Source organism: Sphingomonas sp. Sphisp66 (assembly GCF_047324325.1).
Lineage (GTDB): Bacteria > Pseudomonadota > Alphaproteobacteria > Sphingomonadales > Sphingomonadaceae > Sphingomonas.
In genome coordinates this window covers 2,941,488-2,958,923 of sequence record NZ_CP168508.1, presented here as the reverse complement: position 1 = coordinate 2,958,923, position 17,436 = coordinate 2,941,488, and the positions used below count along the sequence as shown (strand labels likewise).

Below are 17,436 nucleotides of genomic sequence, written 5' to 3'. Positions count from 1 at the left end.
GGTAGGCAAAAAGTGCCCGAGGACGAGATTTCGTGCGTATCGAGAACCTGCAAGCGCCCCTGCTGCGTAGCCTGATGGCCGCGCTGCCCAAGGTCGCGTCCGGCTTCTCGGTGAAGGAGGGCGAGGCGCTCGCTGCACCTGCGCCCATGCCGCAGGGCACCGGCGCCGCCCAGGCGCTCAATCCCTCGGTCGCGATGCTCGTCACGCTCGCCGCCGCCGATCCTGCGATCGAGCGTCGCCGCAAGCAGGCAGTCGACGCCCAGCGCGGCATCGACATGCTCGACGGCCTCCACCGCGAGCTCGTCGCAGGCGTCGTCGCCCCCGAGCGGCTGCGCGAGATCGTCGAATGGTCGGAGACCTTCCAGCATTCCGACGACCCCGTGCTGGCCTCGATCCTGTCGGACATCGAGGTGCGCGTCCGAGTCGAGCTCGCCAAACTCGATCTTCGGGCCTGATTCGGGCTCCTGCCTGCCGTTACGGCATCCTCGGCTTTTCCGTTTCAAATCCGAACGTAATTGCATACCCGGTTTTTGGAACCTAGGGAGGCGACAGCGGTTTCGCGTTCGAAAGGGCGATACCGTTTCCCCCATGACCGCCCGGAAGAGCGCGGCATGGAGACCCCCTCGAGGAGAGTATGCCTATGTTGGCTTTGCTGTTGGGGCTCGCTGTCGCAGTCGCCCCTGCACCCCAGTCCGGCGACGCCGTGGTCGGCCGCTGGAAGACCCCGGTCCATAACGGTATCGTCGAGATCTCGCGCTGCGGCGCGTCGATCTGCGGCAAGATCGTCGGATCGGACAAGCTGCGCACCAATCCCAATCTCGCCGATGGCCGGAACAGCGACACCAAGCTGCGCAACCGCCGGCTGATGGGCCTCCAGATCCTGTCCGGCTTCAAGCTGCAGGGCGGCGGCTGGTATGGCGGCAAGATCTACAATGCCGAGGACGGCAAGACCTACAGCGCCGAGATCACCATGACCGGCAACGACCAGCTCAATCTGCGTGGCTGCGTGTTCAAGCCCTTCTGTCGTACCCAGACCTGGACCCGCGTGCGTTAATACGCGTTTCCGAGTTCCAGCGTTCGAGTTCAGTACCGCGTACAAGGATTACCCCATGTCCCCCATCAAGTTTTCGCTCGCCACCGGCAGCGCGCTGATCGCGCTTGCGGGCTTCTCCCAGGCTGCCCATGCCCAGGCCTTCTACCTCCAGGAACAGTCCGCCCGCGGCGCCGGCCGCGCCTTTTCGGGTGAGGCGGCCGACACCGGCTCCGCCTCGATCTGGTGGAACCCCGCCGCGATCGGCGGCATCGAGGACGGGGACGCGACGCTCTCCGCATCGCTGATCCTGCCCCGTGGCGAAGTGGTCGACAACGGCACGCTGATCGTCCGCCCGGGCCAGCCGGCCGCGCCGGTCGGCGGCAACGGCGTCACCCGCAATCCGATCAACAACGGCGTGCTTCCCTCGGGCGCGATCGCCATTCCGATCACCAATCGCATCGCCTTCGGTGTGTCGGTCACCTCGCCCTTCAGCTTCACCACCGACTATCCGGCCGACAGCTGGGCGCGCTACAGCGCCGACAAGACCCGGCTGCGCACGATCGACATCCAGCCGACCGTCGCGATCGCGCCGACCGACTGGCTGCGTCTCGGCATCGGCCTCAACGTCGAATATACCGAAGCGAGCCTCGGCAATGCGCTGCCCAACGTCCTGGCGACGCTGCCCGACGGGCATCAGGAACTGAAGGGCAAGGGTTGGGACACGGGCTGGAGCGCCGGCGCGCAGGTTCACACCGGCCCGATCACCCTCGGCCTGAGCTACAAGTCCTCGATCGAGCATAACCTGACGGGCGATCTCGCGATCACTGGCCTGGTCGGCCCGCTTGCCGGCTCGAACCTCCAGCTTTCGAACGTGACCGCGCGCTTCTTCACGCCGTCGCAGGCGATCGGCGCCGTGCGTTTCGCGGCGACGAGCAAGCTCACGCTCAACGCGCAGGTGGTCCGCTATGGCTGGGACAAGTTCGACGCGATCCGCCTCGGCGTGCCGCTCAACACCGCGATCCCGGAGAATTATCGGACCAGCTGGAGCTATGCCGGCGGCCTCGATTATGCGCTGAGCCCGAAGCTCACGGTCCGCGCCGGCGTCCAGCGCGCGCTCACCCCGACCCGCGACGGCGAGCGGGACGCCCGCGTGCCGGATTCGAACCGCTGGAACTTCGGCCTGGGCGGCAGCTACGCGGCCAGCAAGAAGCTCGCCTTCGATGTCGCCGCCAACTACGTCACCTTCGCCGACGCGCCGATCGACCGGGTGACGGCGGCCTATGCCGGCACTGCGGCGCAGACGCCGATCCTAACCGATGGCGAACTGCGCAATGCGAGCGCGGTGGTGCTCACCGCCGGGGCGCGGTTGAAGTTCTGATATCGTCTGAAGGATCGCGGGGAAGTCGCGCTCAGGCGCGCTTCCTCGAGATCTTCAGGACGTAGCTGATCACCTCGGCCACCGCGGCATAATGCTCCACCGGGATCGGGCGATCCAGGTCGGCGCTGGCATAGAGGGCGCGGGCGAGGGGACGGTTCTCGACGAGCGGGATGTTGTTGTCGGTCGCGATCTCGCGGATCTTGAGCGCGATCGCGTCCACACCCTTCGCAACCACCACCGGTGCGGCCATCTGGCCGTGATCATATTGCAGCGCGACGGCATAGTGGGTCGGGTTGGTGATCACCACGCTCGCCTTGGGCACGTTCTGCATCATGCGGTTGCGCGAGCGCTGCATCTGGATCTGGCGGATCTTGCCCTTGATGTGTGGATCGCCTTCGCTCTGCTTGTGCTCGTCCTTGATCTCCTGGAGGCTCATCCGCATCCGCTTCATGAAGGCGCGGCGCTGCCAGACGAAGTCGAACAGGGCGAGCGCACCCACCAGCATCGCGATCGGGCGCAGCATCGAATAGACGATGCCATGCGTTGCGCTGCCCACCTGCTGCAGGTCGGCGCCCACCATCGAATCCACCGTGGCGGCATGGGGCCATGCCAGATATGCCGCCACGCCGCCGATCAGGCAGAGCTTGGCCAGCGTCTTGGCGAACTCGACCATCGCCTGCTTGCCGAACAGCCGCTTGGCGCCGCTCATCGGATTGAGCTTCGACCATTTGGGCTTCACCCGGCTCCAGCTGAGCATCGGCCGGCCCTGCAGGATGCCGCCGAGCAGCGCGATGCCGAACAAGGTGGCGAGGATCGGGAGCAGGGCAGTGGCGACCGCGCTCATCACACCGGTCGCGAAGTCCTCAGCGCCGGTCGGCTCCATCCGGAAATCGTCGGCGCTACCCCATAGCCGGACGAACAGATTGCCCATCAGCTGCATCGTATAGGCGCCCATGCCCCCCATCACGACGAGCATGGCGATGAACATCGCGGCATGCTTCATCTCGGGGGCCATCGGCACGTCGCCCTTCGCGCGGGCATCCTCCAGCTTCTTGTCTGTAGGATCGTGTGTCTTGTCTTCCTGGTCGCTGTCGCCGGACATCACCAGCCTCCCTGCATCGCGTCACCCATCGCGCGGGCGAAGAAGGTGAGCATGGTGCCGAGCGTGGCGGCGGCCAGGCTGATGCCGAGCAGCAGGTTGAGCGGCTGGGCGATGAAGAAGACCTGGATCGCCGGGGCGACGCGGGCGGAGATGCCGAGCGCGACGTTGAAGACGATGCCGTAGATGAGCAAAGGCGCGGCCAGGCTGAGCCCAAGCGTCATCGAGCGAGTGATCGCCTCGACCGCGAGCATCGCGAAGTCGTGCGCCGGGGGGAGGCCGCCGACCGGGAAGCTCTGATAGCTGTGGACGATCGCGCCCAGCCAGAGATGGTGGACCTGCATGCCCATGCAGACCAGGGCCGCCGCCATGGCGACGAACTTGGAGAGCATCGGCGCGCTGCCGCTCTGCGCGGGATCGAAGATCACTGCGGAGGACAGGCCGATCTGGGTGGAGATCACCGAACCCGCCATCGAGACCGCGAAGAACAGGATCTTGACGATCATGCCCATCGCCAGTCCGGTCATCAGCTCGGCGACCAGCACCGCGGGCAGCGCCGCGCCGGATTCCACCGCCACGCGGGCAGGGGCGCCGACCAGGCCGTACATCGCCGCCGACAGACCGAAGGCGATCAGCAGCCGGACCCGGCCGGGGATCGCCTCGTCGCCGAAGACGGGGAGCAGCATGAGCACTGCGCCGACACGGGCGAAGACGATGAAGAAGGCCGAGGCCTGCAGGGCGAGATCGGGTGGAAGCGTCATCCGCCGGTCACGATCAGGCTGCTGATCTTGGTCATGAAATCGTTCAGGGCCGCGCCGATCGTCGGCAGCATCAGCAGCAGCACCAGCCCCATGGCGAGCAGCTTGGGGACGAAGGTGAGCGTGGTTTCCTGGATCTGCGTCAATGCCTGGAGCAGGCCGATGATGGTGCCCACGATCAGCGAGGTCAGCAGTAGCGGACCCGCGACGGTGAGCACCAGCATCAGCGCGCTCTGCGCCAACTGCATGACCTGTGACGGCAGCATCGTGACTAGGACCGATCCATGTTCGGAGAAAGGCTCGAACTGATCCCCGGCGAGCGCCAGGGACCAGGAGAAGCGGACAGCGCGGTCAGATCTGCATCCGCATGATGTCGGAATAGGCGTTCACCACGCGGTCGCGCACGGCGACCATCGTGTCGAGCGCGGTCTCGGCGGCGCCGATCGCGGTGACGACGTCGATCAGGTCGCCTTTGCCGGCAACCTGCTGGGCCGAGGCCTTTTCGGCGGTGCGAAGCTGGTCGGCGGTGCCGGTGACCATGTCCTCGACCATCGCGCCGAAGCCGCCGGCGCTGCCGCCCGACTTGATCGGGTCGGTCTTGCTGTTGGTACCGCCAATGCCGGCGACGCGGCCATAGGCCGACATCGCATCAAGTGCTCCGATGGACATTCTGTGTATCCCTTACTTGAGGAGGTCGATGGTGCGCATCGTCAGGCTCTTGGCAGCCTCGATGGCATTGAGATTGGCTTCGTAGCTGCGCTGCGCCGCCTTCATGTCGGCCGTCTCGATGAGGCCGTTCACATTGGGCTTGAGGACATAGCCGTCCTTGTCCGCGGCCGGGTGGCCGGGCTGATAGACCTTGGTGAAGTCCGACTTGTCGTTCTCGATCGCCTTGACCTTCACGCCCATGCCGCCGTTCGAGCGATCGACCTCGGCCTTGAAGCTCGCGACGCGGCGGCGATAGGGATCGCCGCCCGGCGTGTCCGAAACCGAGTCCTGGTTCGCCAGATTCTCCGCGATCACGCGCATGCGCAGCGACTGCGCGCGCAGGCCCGAGGCAGAGATGCCGAGCGAGGTCTTGAGGTCCATGATCGTCCTTCCAAGAGGGCCGCGAAGGCCGTTTCCTCCATTGTAGGCAAAAATTGCCGGGGTGGGCGCCGGGCACGGAAAAAAGGTTCCTATAAGTCCTCCTGAAAGGAACACGCATGTCAGTGCTCGAAGGAATTATGGTCGAGATGTCGATCGTGCTGGGCTCGGCCAATGTGCCGATCCGGCAGGTCCTGCAGATGAGCCGTGGCGCGATGATCCCGCTGGAAAGCAGCCAGGATGATCCCTCGCTCGTATATGTGAATGACGAACTGGTCGCGAAGGGCGTCGTCCTGGTCGACGGCGAAGTGATGTCGCTCGAGATCACCGAACTCGTGAAGAAGCAGCGCCACTGATGGATATCCTGTCGATGCTGCGCACCCTGGGTGCGCTGGGGATGGTGCTCGGCATGCTCGCCGGCGCGCTGTGGTTCGTGAAGCGCTATGACGTGAAGCTGCCCGGCCGGGTGTCCAGCACGCGCCGCAAGCGGATCGAGATCGTCGAGCGGCTGTCGGTCGACGCCAAGCGCTCGGTCGCGCTGATCCGTCGCGACGGCATGGAGCATCTCGTGATGTTCGGCCCCGAGGGCCAGTCGACGATCGAGACCGGCATCGCCGCGCCCGAGCCCGTCGAGCCCGAGCTGGTCAAGGCGCCGGAACCGGCCGCGAACCTGGCCGAGGATCTCGCCGCGCTGCGCGGCAACTTCGCCAAGCTGGTCGAGCTGCCCAAGAAGATCGACCTGCCCAAGATCGAGCTTCCGACCAAGTTCGAGCTGCCGGCAGCCGTGCGCCGTGCCGCCAAGACGTCGGCCACCGGCAATGCGCGCGTCACCACCGTGGTCGCCGCCGCTGCTGCCGCCCAGCAGCCGCCGCGTGCCCCGAAGCGGGTCCGCGAGCAGCGCAACACCACGCGGTGGAACCGCGCAGCGGTGCGGGCCGCGCTCGATGCGTAAGCTCCTCGCGGCGGCGGTCGCCGTCCTGATCCTCGCGCCGGCTGAGGCCTATGCCCAGTCCAAGGGCACGACGATCAACATCGGCGGAGCCACCGGTGCCGACGGCGCGCTGTCGGCCAAGGCCATCCAGCTGGTGCTGATGCTGACGGTGCTCAGCCTGGCCCCCGGCCTGCTGATGACCGTCACCAGCTTCACCCGCATGGTGGTGGCGCTGTCGCTGCTGCGCACCGGCATCGGCGCGCCCGGCGTGCCGCCCAACCCGGTGATCATCAGCCTGGCGCTGTTCCTCAGCTTCTTCGTGATGGCGCCGACCTTCAACAAGGCATGGGAACAGGGCGTCGATCCCTATACCAAGGGCAAGATCACCGAGCAGGTCGCCTTCGAGCGGACCGCCGAGCCCTTCAAGAAGTTCATGCTCAGCCAGGTGCGCGACAGCGATCTCAAGCTGTTCGCCGATCTGGGGGGCAAGCCGATCCAGAACCGTGCCGAGACGCCGCTGACCACGCTGGCGCCGGCCTTCATGATCTCGGAGCTGCGCCGCGCCTTCGAGATCGGCTTCCTGCTGCTGCTGCCGTTCCTGGTCATCGACCTGGCGGTGTCGGCGGTGCTGATGGCGATGGGCATGATGATGCTCCCGCCACCAACGATATCCCTGCCGATGAAGATTATCTTCTTCGTGCTGGTGGATGGCTGGGCGCTGGTCGCCGGGTCGCTGGTCAAGAGTTTCGCGACATAGCGCGGAGCGGCCAATGTTCAGGGAAGAAGGGCGGGTGCCGGGGGCGCCCGCCCTTTTTGTTGATGTCCGTCGCGTCATGTTTTTGGTACGGTGGCGGTATGAAGCCGGGACGTCGCATCTCGAAACCGCAAGGGGCCGGGCTGGCAATTCTGCTTCTATGGGGCGCAGCAGCCGCTCTGATTTTTGCGCAGTACCAGGTGCTGAGCAGTTTTGCCGAGGAGTTCAGAACCCAGGCCCGAAGCGGTCACGCCATATTGTACGTTCCCGCTGACAGATGGCGGGTACTCGGGGTGCTCGGACCGCTTGCCCTGATCGCGATCGGCCTCTTCATGCAGCGCAGCCTGCCGTCGGCCTTGCTGCGGAAACTAGGCGGGGTGGGCCTGATCGTCATGGTGCCGGTCACCTTGCTCGCAGTTCTGATCGCGAGCGCCGGGGGGCCGGCCGCCCTCGGAAGCGCCGGCCTGCCAAGCGGCACGCAATATGTGCTGGCCCTCGAGCCCATCCCCACGGATTCCGTGTATACCCTCTACCAGCCGTCCGGCTTCGGGGGCTTCTGGTGGCGGGAGGTCGCTCACCTCGACTATTCGGAAGACGGGCGTTTCATCGGTGGCGAGAAGATCGTCCTGTCGCCAGACGCCAGATGGCTCCTGGTCGCGCGGGCGGGGCTTTGGACCGACTGTTTTCGATTGATCCAAGAAAAGCCAGTCGATTGCGGGATCAGCATTCACCCCAGCTGGATAGATGCGAGCTACGAGACCGACATGCGGGCCCGGTCTCTCGAGATCCAGCGGTTGACCCGATTGGTGCCACCAAAGCCCATCTAGCTTCCGAACTGCACGGAGCGGTCAGCAAAAATGGGCGCCCGTGCCGCAACACGGACGCCCAGTCTGCGTTAAGGTCGAGAATCGCTCAGCCGCGCGCGGCGGGGCTGTCCAGCCAGGCGGAAAGCTCGGCGTAGGAAATCGGATCGTGGAAGGAGACGCCGGCGAATTCGTCGTTGCTCCAGCGCGTGGTGCAGCGGCGCGTCGGCAGGCCCGGGATCATCAGGATCACTTCGCTGTCGGCGCGCAGCGTGCGCTGCAGGCGCAGGCAGGCGCCGCCCTGGGAGAGATCGGCGACGACCACGTCGATCGAGCGGCCAAGCGAGCTGATCCGCGCCGGGATGTCGGCGGCGAAGCGCGGCGAGCGCGGGCGGACCGTCGCCGCCTCGATCTGCGGCTTGCCGAGGATGGCGTTGACGTCGGCGGGGGTATCGAAGCGCACCCCGGCGCGGCCGCCCTTGGTCCAGGCGATCGCCCCGGTCAGCGTCTGGCCGCCGCGCAGCTCCACGCTGATCCGCATCGCCGGCAGCAGCGAGGCGATCGTGTCGATCTGCATGCCGTGCTCGGAGATGTTGCGGACGCGGCAGAGCTGGCCGGGATTGCCCTCATGGCTGAGCTTGCCGACGAGGAGCGTGGCGACCGCCCGCGGGGCACGCTCGATCCACTCTTCGCGAGTCTCGGCTGCGCTGGCGGGGATGGCTTCCACTATGTCCTCGATGAGTAATTGGTCCTGCCTGTTTTATAGGGAGGACGAGCGCCCGGCCGGGCGTTAACCACATAAATTACGTAGTTTACGCAGATGCAGGATTTTAGGCGGGCGTAGCCTGGGTGATCGCGACCTTGCGCACCACGCCGGCGCCGAACGCCTCGGGCGCGGCGGCTTCGACGACCTTGCGGAACTGGTCGAGGCTGGGCAGCAGCCCGTCCTTGCCGGCCGCCAGCGGCGTCTTGAAGGTACGCATGTTGATCGCGTGCAGCAGCAACGGCAGGCGCTTGGTCACCTCCGGCGACTTGTCCCTGGGAACCTCGAGGTTGAACTGGAACTGGACATAGCCGGTCAGTCGCCCGTCCTCGGCCGAGACCAAGGGCGCGAGCAGCTTGTCGACCGGCACGAACGCCGTCTCCACTTCTTCTTCCGCCGATGCCTTGGCGGCCTGGGCGGGGCGGGGGCCGAGCACCACCAGCGTGGCGAGCGCGGCACCGCCGCCCAAGCCGAGACCGGCCAGCACCACGACGATCAGGAACAGCATCTTCTTCATGGTGCGATACTCAGAACTTGAAGCTGCTGTCGGTCGGGAGCGACGAGGCCTCCGCCTTCAGGACGATGGTGATCCGCCGGTTCTCCGGCCGATCGGGCTGGCCCGGGAAGACCGGGCGGGTGCCGCCCATGGCGACGATCTCGGCGAAGCGGTCGGGCGTCATGCCCGATGCGATCATCGCCTGGCGCGCGGCAAGGGCGCGGGCGCCCGAGAGCTGCCAGTTGGCATCGCTCTGGCCGCCGCCGGAGGCATCGGTATGCCCCTCGATCGCGATCTGGCCGCCCTGCTGGGCGAGCTTGGCCGCGGTCTTGGCGAGCAGCGAGCGGGCAAAGGGATTGAGCTCGGCGGTACCGGGACGGAACATCGACTGCTTGTCGGTGTCCATCAGCGTGATGCGCATGCCGCTGCGATCGGATTCGAGCTGCACGTTCTTGCGGCCCTGGTCCTGCGGCACGCTGTCGAGCGCGACCTGCAGCTCGCTGGCGAGGACGCGCATCGAGGTGTCGGGCACATTGGCGGTGCCGCCGCGCGAGGCGCCGTTGGTCGCCGCCTCGGTGGTCGGGGTGCCGTTGGCGCGGCTGCTGTCATTCGACGAGCGGCGGGCCTGGCCGCCGGCGCCTTCGGACGTGCCCATGACCGGGGTCGAGGGCGCGGTGTCCGAGATGGTCGGCGAGAAATAGGCGGCAAGGCCCTTCAGCCGCTGCTTGTCGGGGTTGGCGATCAGCCAGAGCAGCATGAAGAACGCCATCATCGCGGTCACGAAGTCGGCGTATGCGACCTTCCAGGCGCCGCCGTGATGGCCGCCGGCGACCTTCTTGACCCGCTTTATGACGATCGGGCGGTCATTTGGAATCGAAGCCATGCCACTTACCCCCGAAGCTTTCGTTCATCGACAGCGCGTCGCGCAGCCGTTCCTGCACCTCGGCGAGGCGGACGTGGTTGACGGCGCTCAGCGAGTCCTCGCCACCGGCGATCCGCTCGAGCAGATTCGCACACTCGTCGGTGTGCTGGATCAGATAGTCGAACGACTGGAGCTGCTCGATATGGTCGTGCGCGAACTGTTCGTCGGCGACGAGCACCTCGGCCAGCCGCTCGAGCATCTCGCGCATCTCGCGCAACTCGCTGGCGATCACGCTGTGGAGCATGCTCGCATGGGGGTCGTAGCCGGGCAGCGGCTCGGCCTGAAAGGGCTGGGCGGGCACGGGCATACACGACATCAGAAAAGCTCCAGGTCTCCGCCGGCGGGCGGCAGGTTGACGGGGACGGGCGGGCGATCGGGAACGCGGTCCGCCACCTTGGTGCAGCGGCTCTTGCCCTCGTGGGGCAGGAACTCGACCTTGCGCGCCGAAGTGCCGCCGAGATCGGTGTGCGCGACCTCGATGCCTTCGTCCGCCATGAAGCGGCGCGCGAACGCCGCGTTCGCGGTCCCGATGCCGCCCAGACCGGAAACGATGTTGCCGCCGCCATACAGATGAGCCTTCAGCCGGGTGCGCATCGCGCCCCGCGCCATCAGCCCATTGATGAGAAGCTCCATGGCATGAACGCCATAGCGCTGCATGTCTCCGGCGGAGACGCGCTGGTCCGCGCCCGGTTCGCCGAGGAGGAAGTGGTTCATCCCACCCACCTTGGCCACGGGATCGTAGAGACATGCGGCGACACAGCTGCCGAGCAGCGTCGAAACGACGACGCCTGGTTCGGCCACGATCGCATTCTCCCCCTGGACGATCGAGACGCGGCGCATCAGGTCAGCTCGCCGAAGACGCGCTCGATCTTCTCCTTCAGCGCCGCCGGCGCGAAGGGCTTCACGACATAGTTGTTCACGCCAAGGGCCGCGGCCTTCTGGACGATCTCCTTGTCCGACGAGCCGGTGAGCATGATGAACACCGTCTTGCCGATCACCGCGTCGGTGCGGACCGCTTCCAGGAACTGGAGGCCGTCCATTTCCGGCATGTTGTAATCGGAGATGATCAGATGGACGCGGTCAGCCTTGACCGCCGCCAGCGCTTCCGGGGCGCTGGGCTTGTCACGCACGTCCTTGAACCCGAGATCCTGTAGCGCGCGACGGATCATCGCGCGCATGCTGGTCTGGTCATCGACCACCATCACCTTGATCGCTGCAGCAGCAGGCATCAGACGCTCCCAATCTTCTCTCGGCAGGCCTTGAGGATCGCCTCAGGCATGCCCGACAAACCAACTTCATGTTCCACCGCACCCAGCTCCTTTGCCGAGCGCGGCATTCCCCAGACCACGCAGGTTTCCCTGCTCTGGCCCAAAGTGCGGGCCCCGGCCTGGCGCATGGCCAGCAGGCCCTGCGCACCATCGGCACCCATGCCGGTGAGGATCACGCCCACCGCGGCTTTGCCGAGCGGCGCCACCGAGTTGAACAGCGTGTCCACCGAGGGCCGGTGGCCGGAGACGGGGTCGCCGTCCCGCAGCTTGATATGGCCACGGATGCCGCCGCGCAGCTCCATGTGGCGCTGCCCCCCAGGAGCAATATAGACGGTTCCCGGCAGGACCGGCGCGCCATCCGTAGCTTCCACAACCTGGACCCGGCATTCGCCGTTCAGCCGCTCCGCGAAATTGCGGGTGAAAGCGGCCGGCATGTGCTGGACGATCAGCACCGGCGGGCAGTTCTCCGGCAGGGCCGGCAGCAGCGAGAACAGCGCCTCGACGCCGCCCGTGGACGAGCCGATCGCGATGATCCGCTCGCCGACCGCGCCGGCGGCGATGGTCGGCTGGACGGGCAGGCGCTGCGGCCCGGCGCGGGCGACCGAACGGGCAGCCGCCTTCACCTTCTCGCAGAGCAGCACCGCGTCGCGCTCGATGTCCTCGGGCGTGCCGCTGGGCTTGGTGACATAGTCGACCGCACCCAGGCGGAGCGCCTCGATCGTCACTTCCGCGCCGCGGGCGGTCAGCGTCGAGCACATTACCACCGGCATCGGCCGGAGGCGCATGATGCGCTCGAGGAACGACAGCCCGTCCATTCCCGGCATCTCGACGTCGAGCGTCAGCACGTCGGGGTTGAGCGTCTTGATCATCTCCCGCGCCGCGAACGGCTCGGGGGCCATGCCGACCACCTCGATCGCCGGATCGGCGGAGAGCATGCGGTTGAGCGTCGCGCGCATCGAGGCGCTGTCGTCGACGATCAGCGTGCGTACCGGCGCCATCAGTGTATCTCCGGCTTCTGGTAGATGGTGTGCCCGCAGGAACGCATGTGGCGTGCCGCCGGGCCAATCAGCCGCTCGGAATGACCGATGTACAGGTGCGCGCCCGGAGCCAGCTGGTTGACGAAGCCCGCCTCCAGCTCTTCCTTCGCGGGATCCCCGAAATAGATCATCACGTTGCGGCAGAAGATCACGTCGTACGCGGCCTTGAGCGGCCAGGGCTCGAAGAGGTTGAGCACCTTGGCCGTCACCAGCGAACGCGCCTCGTCGGCCATCTGGTAGCCGCCCTGCACGGGCTTCATCCAGGTGGAGCGATAGGGCTCGGGCACGGCTTCGGCGACGTTGTCGGCATAGAAGCCGCGACGCACCGATTCCACCACGTGCGGCGCGATGTCGGTCGCCAGCAGGCGGACATCGGCGTTGCGCAGCCAGGTGGCCGACGTGCGGTCCGTCCCCAGCAGGCACATGGCGATCGTGTAGACCTCCTCGCCCGACGAGCAGCCCGCCGACCAGATCCGGATCGGACCCTGCTTGCGCTTGAGCACGGGCAGGACGGTCTCGCGGAAATGATCGAAGTGATGCGGTTCGCGGAAGAAATGCGTGTGGTTCGTGGTCAGCGCCACCACCATCGCATGGCGTTCCACCGGGTCGCTCTGCACGAGCGCGACATATTCGGAGAACTTGGCCAGGCCATGCTCGCGCAGCCGGCGCCCAAGGCGCGACTGGACGAGCGTGGTCTTCGCCTCGCTCAACGCGATGCGCGCATCCTCGTGCATGATCGCGGCGATGGCGGCGAAGTCGCGGGGCGTGAGCTCCGCGTTGCTCGCTGCCGACATGGCCGATGCGACGCCGGCAGGCGCCAGGGCGCCCCCGGCGGCGGTCACGCTGCGAGATCCAGATGCTTGGTCAGGCTCAGCGCGTCGAGGTCGAGCAGCAGCACCATGGTGCCCTTCTCGTCCCGCGTGCCGTCCTTCTGGCGCGTGGCGATGCGGACCAGGCCGGCGATCACGCTCGGCTCGATCGTCTCGACCTCGGGGGCCGGCTGGATCTCGGTCTCGCCGATCGCGACGATGTCGTTGACTTCGTCGACCAGGAAGCCGGCCTGCTTGCCCGCGATGTTGACGACCAGCACGCACGAGCGGGCGTGGATCGCGCTCGGCTCCCAGCCCAGGCGTTCGGCAAGGCCGACCACCGGGATCACGTTGCCGCGCAGGTTGGTCACGCCCTTGATGAAGCCCGGAACGTTGGGGAGCGGCGTCGGCTCGTCCCATTCACGGATTTCGATCAGCGCGCGCATGTCGATCCCGAAGGTCTGCTGGGCGAGCGAGAAGGTAACGATCTTGCGGTCGGTACCGGCGTTGTCGTTGGTGGTGGTCATGCTGCCATTCCTTTGGGCGTGTAGCGGTTGGTGGAGGCGACGAGCGCCTCGATGTCGAGGATCAGTGCGATCGAGCCGTCACCCAGGATGGTGGCGCCGCCCAGGCCGCGGATCGGGTGCAGGTTCTGGTCGAGGCTCTTGATCACCACTTCGCGGCGGTCGTCGATCGTATCGACCACCAGGCCGACCTTGCCGTGCGCCTCGCTCTCGACGATCACGACGAGGCTGTCCTCGACCGCGCGGTCGTCGTTGAGGCCGAAGATCTCGGTCGCACGCTTCACCGGCACATATTCGCCGCGCATGTCGATCACTTCGCTGTCCGGCGAGGTGCGCTTCACCTGGCCCGGCTCGGGCTGGACCGTCTCGAGCACATGCGCGAGCGGCAGCACGAAGCGCTGGCCGGCGAGGCGGACGATCATGCCGTCCAGGATCGCCAGGGTGAGCGGCAGGATCATCGTGAAGGTGGTGCCTTCGCCCGGGACCGAGTGGATTTCCACGCGGCCGCCCAGCGCCTCGACGTTCGAGCGGACCACGTCCATGCCCACGCCGCGACCCGAGATGTTCGAGATCGTCTCCGCGGTCGAGAAGCCCGGCGCGCAGATCAGCTGGTCGATCTCTTCATTGGAGAGGACCGCATCGGCGCTGATGATGCCCTTCTCGATCGCCTTGGCCTTGACGCGCTCGCGGTTGATGCCGCGGCCATTGTCCTGGACGCGCACGAAGATGCGGGCGCCGCGCTGTTCGGCCGAGAGCTTGATCGTGCCGGCCGGATCCTTGCCCGCCGCGATGCGCTCTTCGGCGCTCTCGAGGCCATGGTCCGCGGCGTTGCGGATCATGTGGGTCAGCGGATCGCCGATCTTCTCGATCACGCCCTTGTCGACTTCGGTGGTCTCACCGTACGTCTCGAGGTTGATCGTCTTGCCGGTCTCGACCGAGAGGTCGCGCAGCATGCGCGGCACGCGGCTGAAGGCCTGCTTGATCGGCTGGGCGCGCAGCGACATGACATTGTCCTGGATCTGGCGCGTCAGGCGGGCCAGTTCCGGGAGTTCCACGCGCTGGCGATCGGCCGGCGACAGCCGGTCGGCCAGGATCGAGTTGCGGATCACCAGCTCGCCGACCAGGTTGAGCAGCAGGTCGAGCTTGCCGAGATCCACGCGGATCGTCTGCTGGGCCGCATCGCCGCCTGCCTTGGGGGCGATGGAGGGCGTCTCGACGCTGCCGATCGGCGGCGAGGCCGCGGCGATCGTCTCGACGACGCGCTGCATCTCGGCGGCGAAGTCCTCGATCGGAGCGCTCACCGGCACGAAGCCGAACTCGTCGGCGCCGGTGTCGGCGGCGGGCGCCTCGGCCACCGGCGCGACGGCCGGGGCAGGGGCCTCGTCACGGCGGACCTCGACGACCGAATCCGGTGCGACGAAGTCGAAGCAGTCGTTGATGTCGCCCTCGGAGATCTCGCCCGGAACGCGCAGCGTCCAGGTGAAATAGGCGTCCTCGGGATCGAGGTCGCGCAGCGGCGGCACCGTCTCGGTGTCGACCGAGAGGATCTCGGCACCGAGCGTCTCCAGCTCGCGGATGATCAGCAGCGGCTCGCCGGCATTGGCCAGCGCGGCGCGCGACGGCTTGAAGGTGACGATCCACGCGGCGTCCGCGGCCGGAGCCTCGGCGGGCGCGTCGAAATCGTCGAGCGAGACGGCCATCGGCACGAAGCCGAACTCGTCCGCTTCCTCGGCGGCGGCGGGTGCAGCCGGAGCCTCGACCGCTGCCGCTACGGGCGCAGGGGCCGGGGCAGCGGCGGGCGCGCCGTCATCGGCACCCTTGTTGGCGAGAACCTGCTCGAGCGCGGCCAGCGCGGCCTCGTCGGCCGGGCGCGGGGCCAGGCCCTTGGCGGATTCGACATGGTCCGTCAGGATGTCGAAGGCGCTCAGCATGACCTTGACCACGCCGGGGCTCGGCGGGATCTTGCCGCCGCGCACTTCGTCGAGGACATTCTCGAACTTGTGCGCGAAGGCGGTCAGGTCGGCATGGCCGAACGCGCCGGCGCCGCCCTTGATCGAGTGGACCGCGCGGAACACGCCCGCGATGACTTCGGCCGAGACGTCGCCGGCCTGCATGGCCGAAAGGCCCTGCTCGGCGGTCACCAGACCTTCGGCGCATTCTTCGAAGAAGATCGCCTGGATTTCGTCGAGTTCGTCGCTCACGGGCACACGCGGCGGATGGCCGCCCCCAGCTTGGTGGCTTCGAACGGCTTGGTGATCCAGCCGGTCGCGCCGGCCGAACGGGCACGCGACTTCTTCTCGTCCGAGAATTCGGTCGAAAGAACCAGGATCGGCGTGCCGCGGAACTCGTTCAGCGCACGCACCGCCTCGATCAGTTCGAATCCGTCCATCTTCGGCATGTTGATGTCGGTGATGAGCAGGTCGGGCTTCACCTCGTGCATGCGCTCGAGGCCGTGCTCGCCGTCATTGGCGCTCTCGATGCGAAAGCCCTGCGCGGTCAGCGACGTCTTGAGCAGCATGCGCATGCTCGCCGAATCGTCGACGGTAAGGATCAACTTGCTCACTGGACGTCTCCGGTATCGAGGCCGACCGCCGCAGCCAGCTGGCAGCGGTTCACGCGATCGACAAATGCAGGGCTGGGGTTGGCAATACGGAATAGCTGACCGTTGCTCGCGGCCTCGGCGCGCGCGGCGACGAGGAGCTGGAGGACGGCCTGGCCGACGCTCTCGACTTCCGACGCGTCGATTTCGATCGTGTCGTCGAGGTCCGCGGCGAGCACGAGGCGCACACGCAGATCTTCGGCCGTAACGGTGGTGCCATGGGCGGGAAGGCGCAGCGCGCGCTCCTCGGCGTCAGGCAGCTGCAGGGGCTGGTCCATTCTTGGCCTCGTCAAGTGCGGTTTCGAGTTGCTGGAAGGTCGGCGAATAGGCCGACGGGGTCATGCGGCGGGCGATCTCGATCGCCACCTGGACCGGCTGGTTCTGGGCGTAGGCGACGATCGCCGTCTTCACGACCTGGAAGGGCTTGTGGTCGGCATCGATTGTCTCGAGCAGCTTGGAGGCGAGAGGACCCACCACGCAGTAGCTCAGCAGAACGCCCAGGAAGGTACCGACGAGCGCGCCGCCGATCATCGCGCCGAGGATCTCGGTCGGCTGATCGATCGAGCCCATGGTCTTGATGACGCCCAGAACCGCGGCGACGATGCCGATCGCGGGCAGGCCGTCGGCCATGATCTGCAGCGCGTGCTGCGGGCCGGCCTCTTCGTGGTGATGCTTCTCGATGTCCGCGTCCATCGCGGCCTCGATCTGATGCGGATCCTCGAAGTTGACCGTCATCATGCGCAGATAGTCGCAGATGAACTCGATCAGGTGATGGTCCTTGAGCAGGCGCGGATAGGGTGTGAAGAGATTGCTCTCCTCGGGCTTGTCCAGATGCGGCTCGAGCGCCGTGGCACCACCCTTCTTGAAGGTGGAGAGCACGGTGAACATCAGGGTGAGCAGGTCCTTATAGTCCTGCGCCTTCCATTTGCCGCCCTTGAACGAGCGCATGATGCCCGCGCCGGCCTTCTTCACCGTCGACATCGAATTGGCGACGATGAAGGCCCCGATGGAGGCCCCAGCGATCGCCATCATCTCGTGCGGCAACGCATGCGAGATGATCTCGAACTTGCCGCCCGACATCATGAAGCTGCCGAACACGCAAACGAGAATGATGATGAAACCTACGCCGTTTAGCATGGCGGTTCGCCCGATGTCCCTGTTGTTTCCAGAATTATA

General features: G+C 66.7%; 25 protein-coding genes. 7 read left to right on the top strand and 18 right to left on the bottom strand.

Annotated elements, in window-relative coordinates; translation table 11 throughout:
- The first annotated feature begins 32 nt into the window (after positions 1-32).
- The 3 genes from ACEN8G_RS13715 (at position 33) to ACEN8G_RS13705 (ending at position 2,411) form a co-directional block, all read left to right on the top strand.
- Positions 33-455, top strand: coding sequence for a flagellar assembly protein FliX (locus tag ACEN8G_RS13715; RefSeq protein ID WP_413415106.1), 423 nt, complete (start codon positions 33-35; stop codon positions 453-455).
- Positions 456-640: 185 nt separating this feature from the next.
- Positions 641-1,054: a DUF2147 domain-containing protein gene (locus ACEN8G_RS13710; protein ID WP_413415105.1), complete on the top strand. Its 414-nt coding sequence runs from the start codon at positions 641-643 to the stop codon at positions 1,052-1,054.
- Between the two features lie 55 nt (positions 1,055-1,109).
- A complete protein-coding gene (locus ACEN8G_RS13705; protein WP_413415104.1) occupies positions 1,110-2,411 on the top strand; it encodes an OmpP1/FadL family transporter in 1,302 nt (433 codons plus the stop codon).
- A gap of 31 nt (positions 2,412-2,442) precedes the next feature.
- On the opposite strand, the gene flhB is transcribed toward ACEN8G_RS13705, so the two are convergent.
- The 5 genes from flhB to flgC all read right to left on the bottom strand — a co-directional run bounded on the left by flhB (position 2,443) and on the right by flgC (position 5,357).
- Positions 2,443-3,513: a flagellar biosynthesis protein FlhB gene (flhB, locus tag ACEN8G_RS13700; protein WP_413415103.1), complete on the bottom strand. Its 1,071-nt coding sequence runs from the start codon at positions 3,511-3,513 to the stop codon at positions 2,443-2,445.
- The gene (gene fliR, locus ACEN8G_RS13695) at positions 3,513-4,271 is read right to left on the bottom strand and encodes a flagellar biosynthetic protein FliR (protein ID WP_413415101.1); all 759 of its coding nucleotides are present in this window, start codon (positions 4,269-4,271) and stop codon (positions 3,513-3,515) included. The genes flhB and fliR overlap by 1 nt, the downstream gene beginning before the upstream one ends.
- A complete protein-coding gene (locus ACEN8G_RS13690) occupies positions 4,268-4,516 on the bottom strand; it encodes a flagellar biosynthetic protein FliQ (protein ID WP_413415100.1) in 249 nt (82 codons plus the stop codon). The genes fliR and ACEN8G_RS13690 overlap by 4 nt, the downstream gene beginning before the upstream one ends.
- A gap of 103 nt (positions 4,517-4,619) precedes the next feature.
- A complete protein-coding gene (locus tag ACEN8G_RS13685) occupies positions 4,620-4,937 on the bottom strand; it encodes a flagellar hook-basal body complex protein FliE (protein ID WP_183998021.1) in 318 nt (105 codons plus the stop codon).
- Positions 4,938-4,949: 12 nt separating this feature from the next.
- Positions 4,950-5,357, bottom strand: coding sequence for a flagellar basal body rod protein FlgC (gene flgC / locus ACEN8G_RS13680; RefSeq protein ID WP_307120213.1), 408 nt, complete (start codon positions 5,355-5,357; stop codon positions 4,950-4,952).
- A gap of 116 nt (positions 5,358-5,473) precedes the next feature.
- Between flgC and ACEN8G_RS13675 the strand changes: the two genes are divergently transcribed.
- From ACEN8G_RS13675 to ACEN8G_RS13660, 4 genes are all read left to right on the top strand, one after another.
- On the top strand, positions 5,474-5,710 hold the full coding sequence (locus tag ACEN8G_RS13675) for a FliM/FliN family flagellar motor switch protein (RefSeq protein WP_183998025.1): 237 nt from the start codon (positions 5,474-5,476) through the stop codon (positions 5,708-5,710).
- Positions 5,710-6,306: a FliO/MopB family protein gene (locus ACEN8G_RS13670; protein ID WP_413415099.1), complete on the top strand. Its 597-nt coding sequence runs from the start codon at positions 5,710-5,712 to the stop codon at positions 6,304-6,306. The genes ACEN8G_RS13675 and ACEN8G_RS13670 overlap by 1 nt, the downstream gene beginning before the upstream one ends.
- Positions 6,299-7,042, top strand: a complete 744-nt coding sequence (gene fliP, locus ACEN8G_RS13665; RefSeq protein WP_307120215.1) for a flagellar type III secretion system pore protein FliP — start codon at positions 6,299-6,301, stop codon at positions 7,040-7,042. The genes ACEN8G_RS13670 and fliP overlap by 8 nt, the downstream gene beginning before the upstream one ends.
- Before the next feature lie 98 nt (positions 7,043-7,140).
- On the top strand, positions 7,141-7,866 hold the full coding sequence (locus ACEN8G_RS13660; protein WP_413415098.1) for a hypothetical protein: 726 nt from the start codon (positions 7,141-7,143) through the stop codon (positions 7,864-7,866).
- An 85-nt stretch (positions 7,867-7,951) separates the two neighbouring features.
- Here the strand turns inward: ACEN8G_RS13660 and ACEN8G_RS13655 are convergent, their stop codons facing one another.
- The 13 genes from ACEN8G_RS13655 to motA all read right to left on the bottom strand — a co-directional run bounded on the left by ACEN8G_RS13655 (position 7,952) and on the right by motA (position 17,397).
- Positions 7,952-8,569, bottom strand: a complete 618-nt coding sequence (locus tag ACEN8G_RS13655) for a PilZ domain-containing protein (protein ID WP_413415097.1) — start codon at positions 8,567-8,569, stop codon at positions 7,952-7,954.
- Between the two features lie 103 nt (positions 8,570-8,672).
- Positions 8,673-9,122 (bottom strand): hypothetical protein, encoded by a 450-nt coding sequence (locus tag ACEN8G_RS13650; protein ID WP_413415096.1) that lies wholly within the window; start codon positions 9,120-9,122, stop codon positions 8,673-8,675.
- A 10-nt stretch (positions 9,123-9,132) separates the two neighbouring features.
- Positions 9,133-9,984 (bottom strand): flagellar motor protein MotB, encoded by an 852-nt coding sequence (locus tag ACEN8G_RS13645; protein ID WP_413415095.1) that lies wholly within the window; start codon positions 9,982-9,984, stop codon positions 9,133-9,135.
- The gene (locus ACEN8G_RS13640; protein ID WP_413415094.1) at positions 9,965-10,339 is read right to left on the bottom strand and encodes a hypothetical protein; all 375 of its coding nucleotides are present in this window, start codon (positions 10,337-10,339) and stop codon (positions 9,965-9,967) included. Before ACEN8G_RS13640 ends, ACEN8G_RS13645 begins: the two co-directional genes overlap by 20 nt.
- Complete coding sequence (locus ACEN8G_RS13635; protein WP_307120222.1) at positions 10,339-10,863, bottom strand: chemotaxis protein CheD; 525 nt, start codon at positions 10,861-10,863, stop codon at positions 10,339-10,341. Before ACEN8G_RS13635 ends, ACEN8G_RS13640 begins: the two co-directional genes overlap by 1 nt.
- Positions 10,863-11,252 (bottom strand): response regulator, encoded by a 390-nt coding sequence (locus tag ACEN8G_RS13630; protein WP_183998045.1) that lies wholly within the window; start codon positions 11,250-11,252, stop codon positions 10,863-10,865. Before ACEN8G_RS13630 ends, ACEN8G_RS13635 begins: the two co-directional genes overlap by 1 nt.
- A complete protein-coding gene (locus ACEN8G_RS13625; protein ID WP_307120223.1) occupies positions 11,252-12,289 on the bottom strand; it encodes a protein-glutamate methylesterase/protein-glutamine glutaminase in 1,038 nt (345 codons plus the stop codon). Before ACEN8G_RS13625 ends, ACEN8G_RS13630 begins: the two co-directional genes overlap by 1 nt.
- Positions 12,289-13,170, bottom strand: coding sequence for a CheR family methyltransferase (locus tag ACEN8G_RS13620; RefSeq protein ID WP_413415093.1), 882 nt, complete (start codon positions 13,168-13,170; stop codon positions 12,289-12,291). The genes ACEN8G_RS13625 and ACEN8G_RS13620 overlap by 1 nt, the downstream gene beginning before the upstream one ends.
- Positions 13,167-13,664, bottom strand: a complete 498-nt coding sequence (locus ACEN8G_RS13615; RefSeq protein WP_413415092.1) for a chemotaxis protein CheW — start codon at positions 13,662-13,664, stop codon at positions 13,167-13,169. The genes ACEN8G_RS13620 and ACEN8G_RS13615 overlap by 4 nt, the downstream gene beginning before the upstream one ends.
- Complete coding sequence (locus ACEN8G_RS13610) at positions 13,661-15,862, bottom strand: chemotaxis protein CheA (RefSeq protein WP_413415091.1); 2,202 nt, start codon at positions 15,860-15,862, stop codon at positions 13,661-13,663. The genes ACEN8G_RS13615 and ACEN8G_RS13610 overlap by 4 nt, the downstream gene beginning before the upstream one ends.
- Positions 15,859-16,224 (bottom strand): response regulator, encoded by a 366-nt coding sequence (locus ACEN8G_RS13605; RefSeq protein WP_183998053.1) that lies wholly within the window; start codon positions 16,222-16,224, stop codon positions 15,859-15,861. Before ACEN8G_RS13605 ends, ACEN8G_RS13610 begins: the two co-directional genes overlap by 4 nt.
- Positions 16,221-16,538, bottom strand: coding sequence for an STAS domain-containing protein (locus tag ACEN8G_RS13600; protein WP_307120227.1), 318 nt, complete (start codon positions 16,536-16,538; stop codon positions 16,221-16,223). The genes ACEN8G_RS13605 and ACEN8G_RS13600 overlap by 4 nt, the downstream gene beginning before the upstream one ends.
- Positions 16,513-17,397 carry a flagellar motor stator protein MotA gene (gene motA, locus ACEN8G_RS13595; RefSeq protein WP_413415090.1) on the bottom strand — a complete coding sequence of 295 codons (885 nt, stop codon included), beginning with the start codon at positions 17,395-17,397 and terminating at the stop codon, positions 16,513-16,515. Before motA ends, ACEN8G_RS13600 begins: the two co-directional genes overlap by 26 nt.
- Between the last annotated feature and the right edge of the window lie 39 nt (positions 17,398-17,436).

Excerpts from the sequence above, each read along its gene's own strand:
- ACEN8G_RS13710 (WP_413415105.1), top strand. The coding sequence starts at position 641 with ATGTTGGCTTTGCTGTTGGGGCTCGCTGTCGCAGTCGCCCCTGCACCC.
- ACEN8G_RS13705 (WP_413415104.1), top strand. The coding sequence starts at position 1,110 with ATGTCCCCCATCAAGTTTTCGCTCGCCACCGGCAGCGCGCTGATCGCG.
- flhB (WP_413415103.1), bottom strand. The coding sequence starts at position 3,513 with ATGTCCGGCGACAGCGACCAGGAAGACAAGACACACGATCCTACAGAC.
- fliR (WP_413415101.1), bottom strand. The coding sequence starts at position 4,271 with ATGACGCTTCCACCCGATCTCGCCCTGCAGGCCTCGGCCTTCTTCATC.
- ACEN8G_RS13690 (WP_413415100.1), bottom strand. The coding sequence starts at position 4,516 with ATGCAGTTGGCGCAGAGCGCGCTGATGCTGGTGCTCACCGTCGCGGGT.
- ACEN8G_RS13685 (WP_183998021.1), bottom strand. The coding sequence starts at position 4,937 with ATGTCCATCGGAGCACTTGATGCGATGTCGGCCTATGGCCGCGTCGCC.
- flgC (WP_307120213.1), bottom strand. The coding sequence starts at position 5,357 with ATGGACCTCAAGACCTCGCTCGGCATCTCTGCCTCGGGCCTGCGCGCG.
- ACEN8G_RS13675 (WP_183998025.1), top strand. The coding sequence starts at position 5,474 with ATGTCAGTGCTCGAAGGAATTATGGTCGAGATGTCGATCGTGCTGGGC.
- ACEN8G_RS13670 (WP_413415099.1), top strand. The coding sequence starts at position 5,710 with ATGGATATCCTGTCGATGCTGCGCACCCTGGGTGCGCTGGGGATGGTG.
- fliP (WP_307120215.1), top strand. The coding sequence starts at position 6,299 with ATGCGTAAGCTCCTCGCGGCGGCGGTCGCCGTCCTGATCCTCGCGCCG.
- ACEN8G_RS13660 (WP_413415098.1), top strand. The coding sequence starts at position 7,141 with ATGAAGCCGGGACGTCGCATCTCGAAACCGCAAGGGGCCGGGCTGGCA.
- ACEN8G_RS13650 (WP_413415096.1), bottom strand. The coding sequence starts at position 9,122 with ATGAAGAAGATGCTGTTCCTGATCGTCGTGGTGCTGGCCGGTCTCGGC.
- ACEN8G_RS13645 (WP_413415095.1), bottom strand. The coding sequence starts at position 9,984 with ATGGCTTCGATTCCAAATGACCGCCCGATCGTCATAAAGCGGGTCAAG.
- ACEN8G_RS13640 (WP_413415094.1), bottom strand. The coding sequence starts at position 10,339 with ATGTCGTGTATGCCCGTGCCCGCCCAGCCCTTTCAGGCCGAGCCGCTG.
- ACEN8G_RS13635 (WP_307120222.1), bottom strand. The coding sequence starts at position 10,863 with ATGCGCCGCGTCTCGATCGTCCAGGGGGAGAATGCGATCGTGGCCGAA.
- ACEN8G_RS13630 (WP_183998045.1), bottom strand. The coding sequence starts at position 11,252 with ATGCCTGCTGCTGCAGCGATCAAGGTGATGGTGGTCGATGACCAGACC.
- ACEN8G_RS13625 (WP_307120223.1), bottom strand. The coding sequence starts at position 12,289 with ATGGCGCCGGTACGCACGCTGATCGTCGACGACAGCGCCTCGATGCGC.
- ACEN8G_RS13615 (WP_413415092.1), bottom strand. The coding sequence starts at position 13,664 with ATGACCACCACCAACGACAACGCCGGTACCGACCGCAAGATCGTTACC.
- ACEN8G_RS13600 (WP_307120227.1), bottom strand. The coding sequence starts at position 16,538 with ATGGACCAGCCCCTGCAGCTGCCTGACGCCGAGGAGCGCGCGCTGCGC.
- motA (WP_413415090.1), bottom strand. The coding sequence starts at position 17,397 with ATGCTAAACGGCGTAGGTTTCATCATCATTCTCGTTTGCGTGTTCGGC.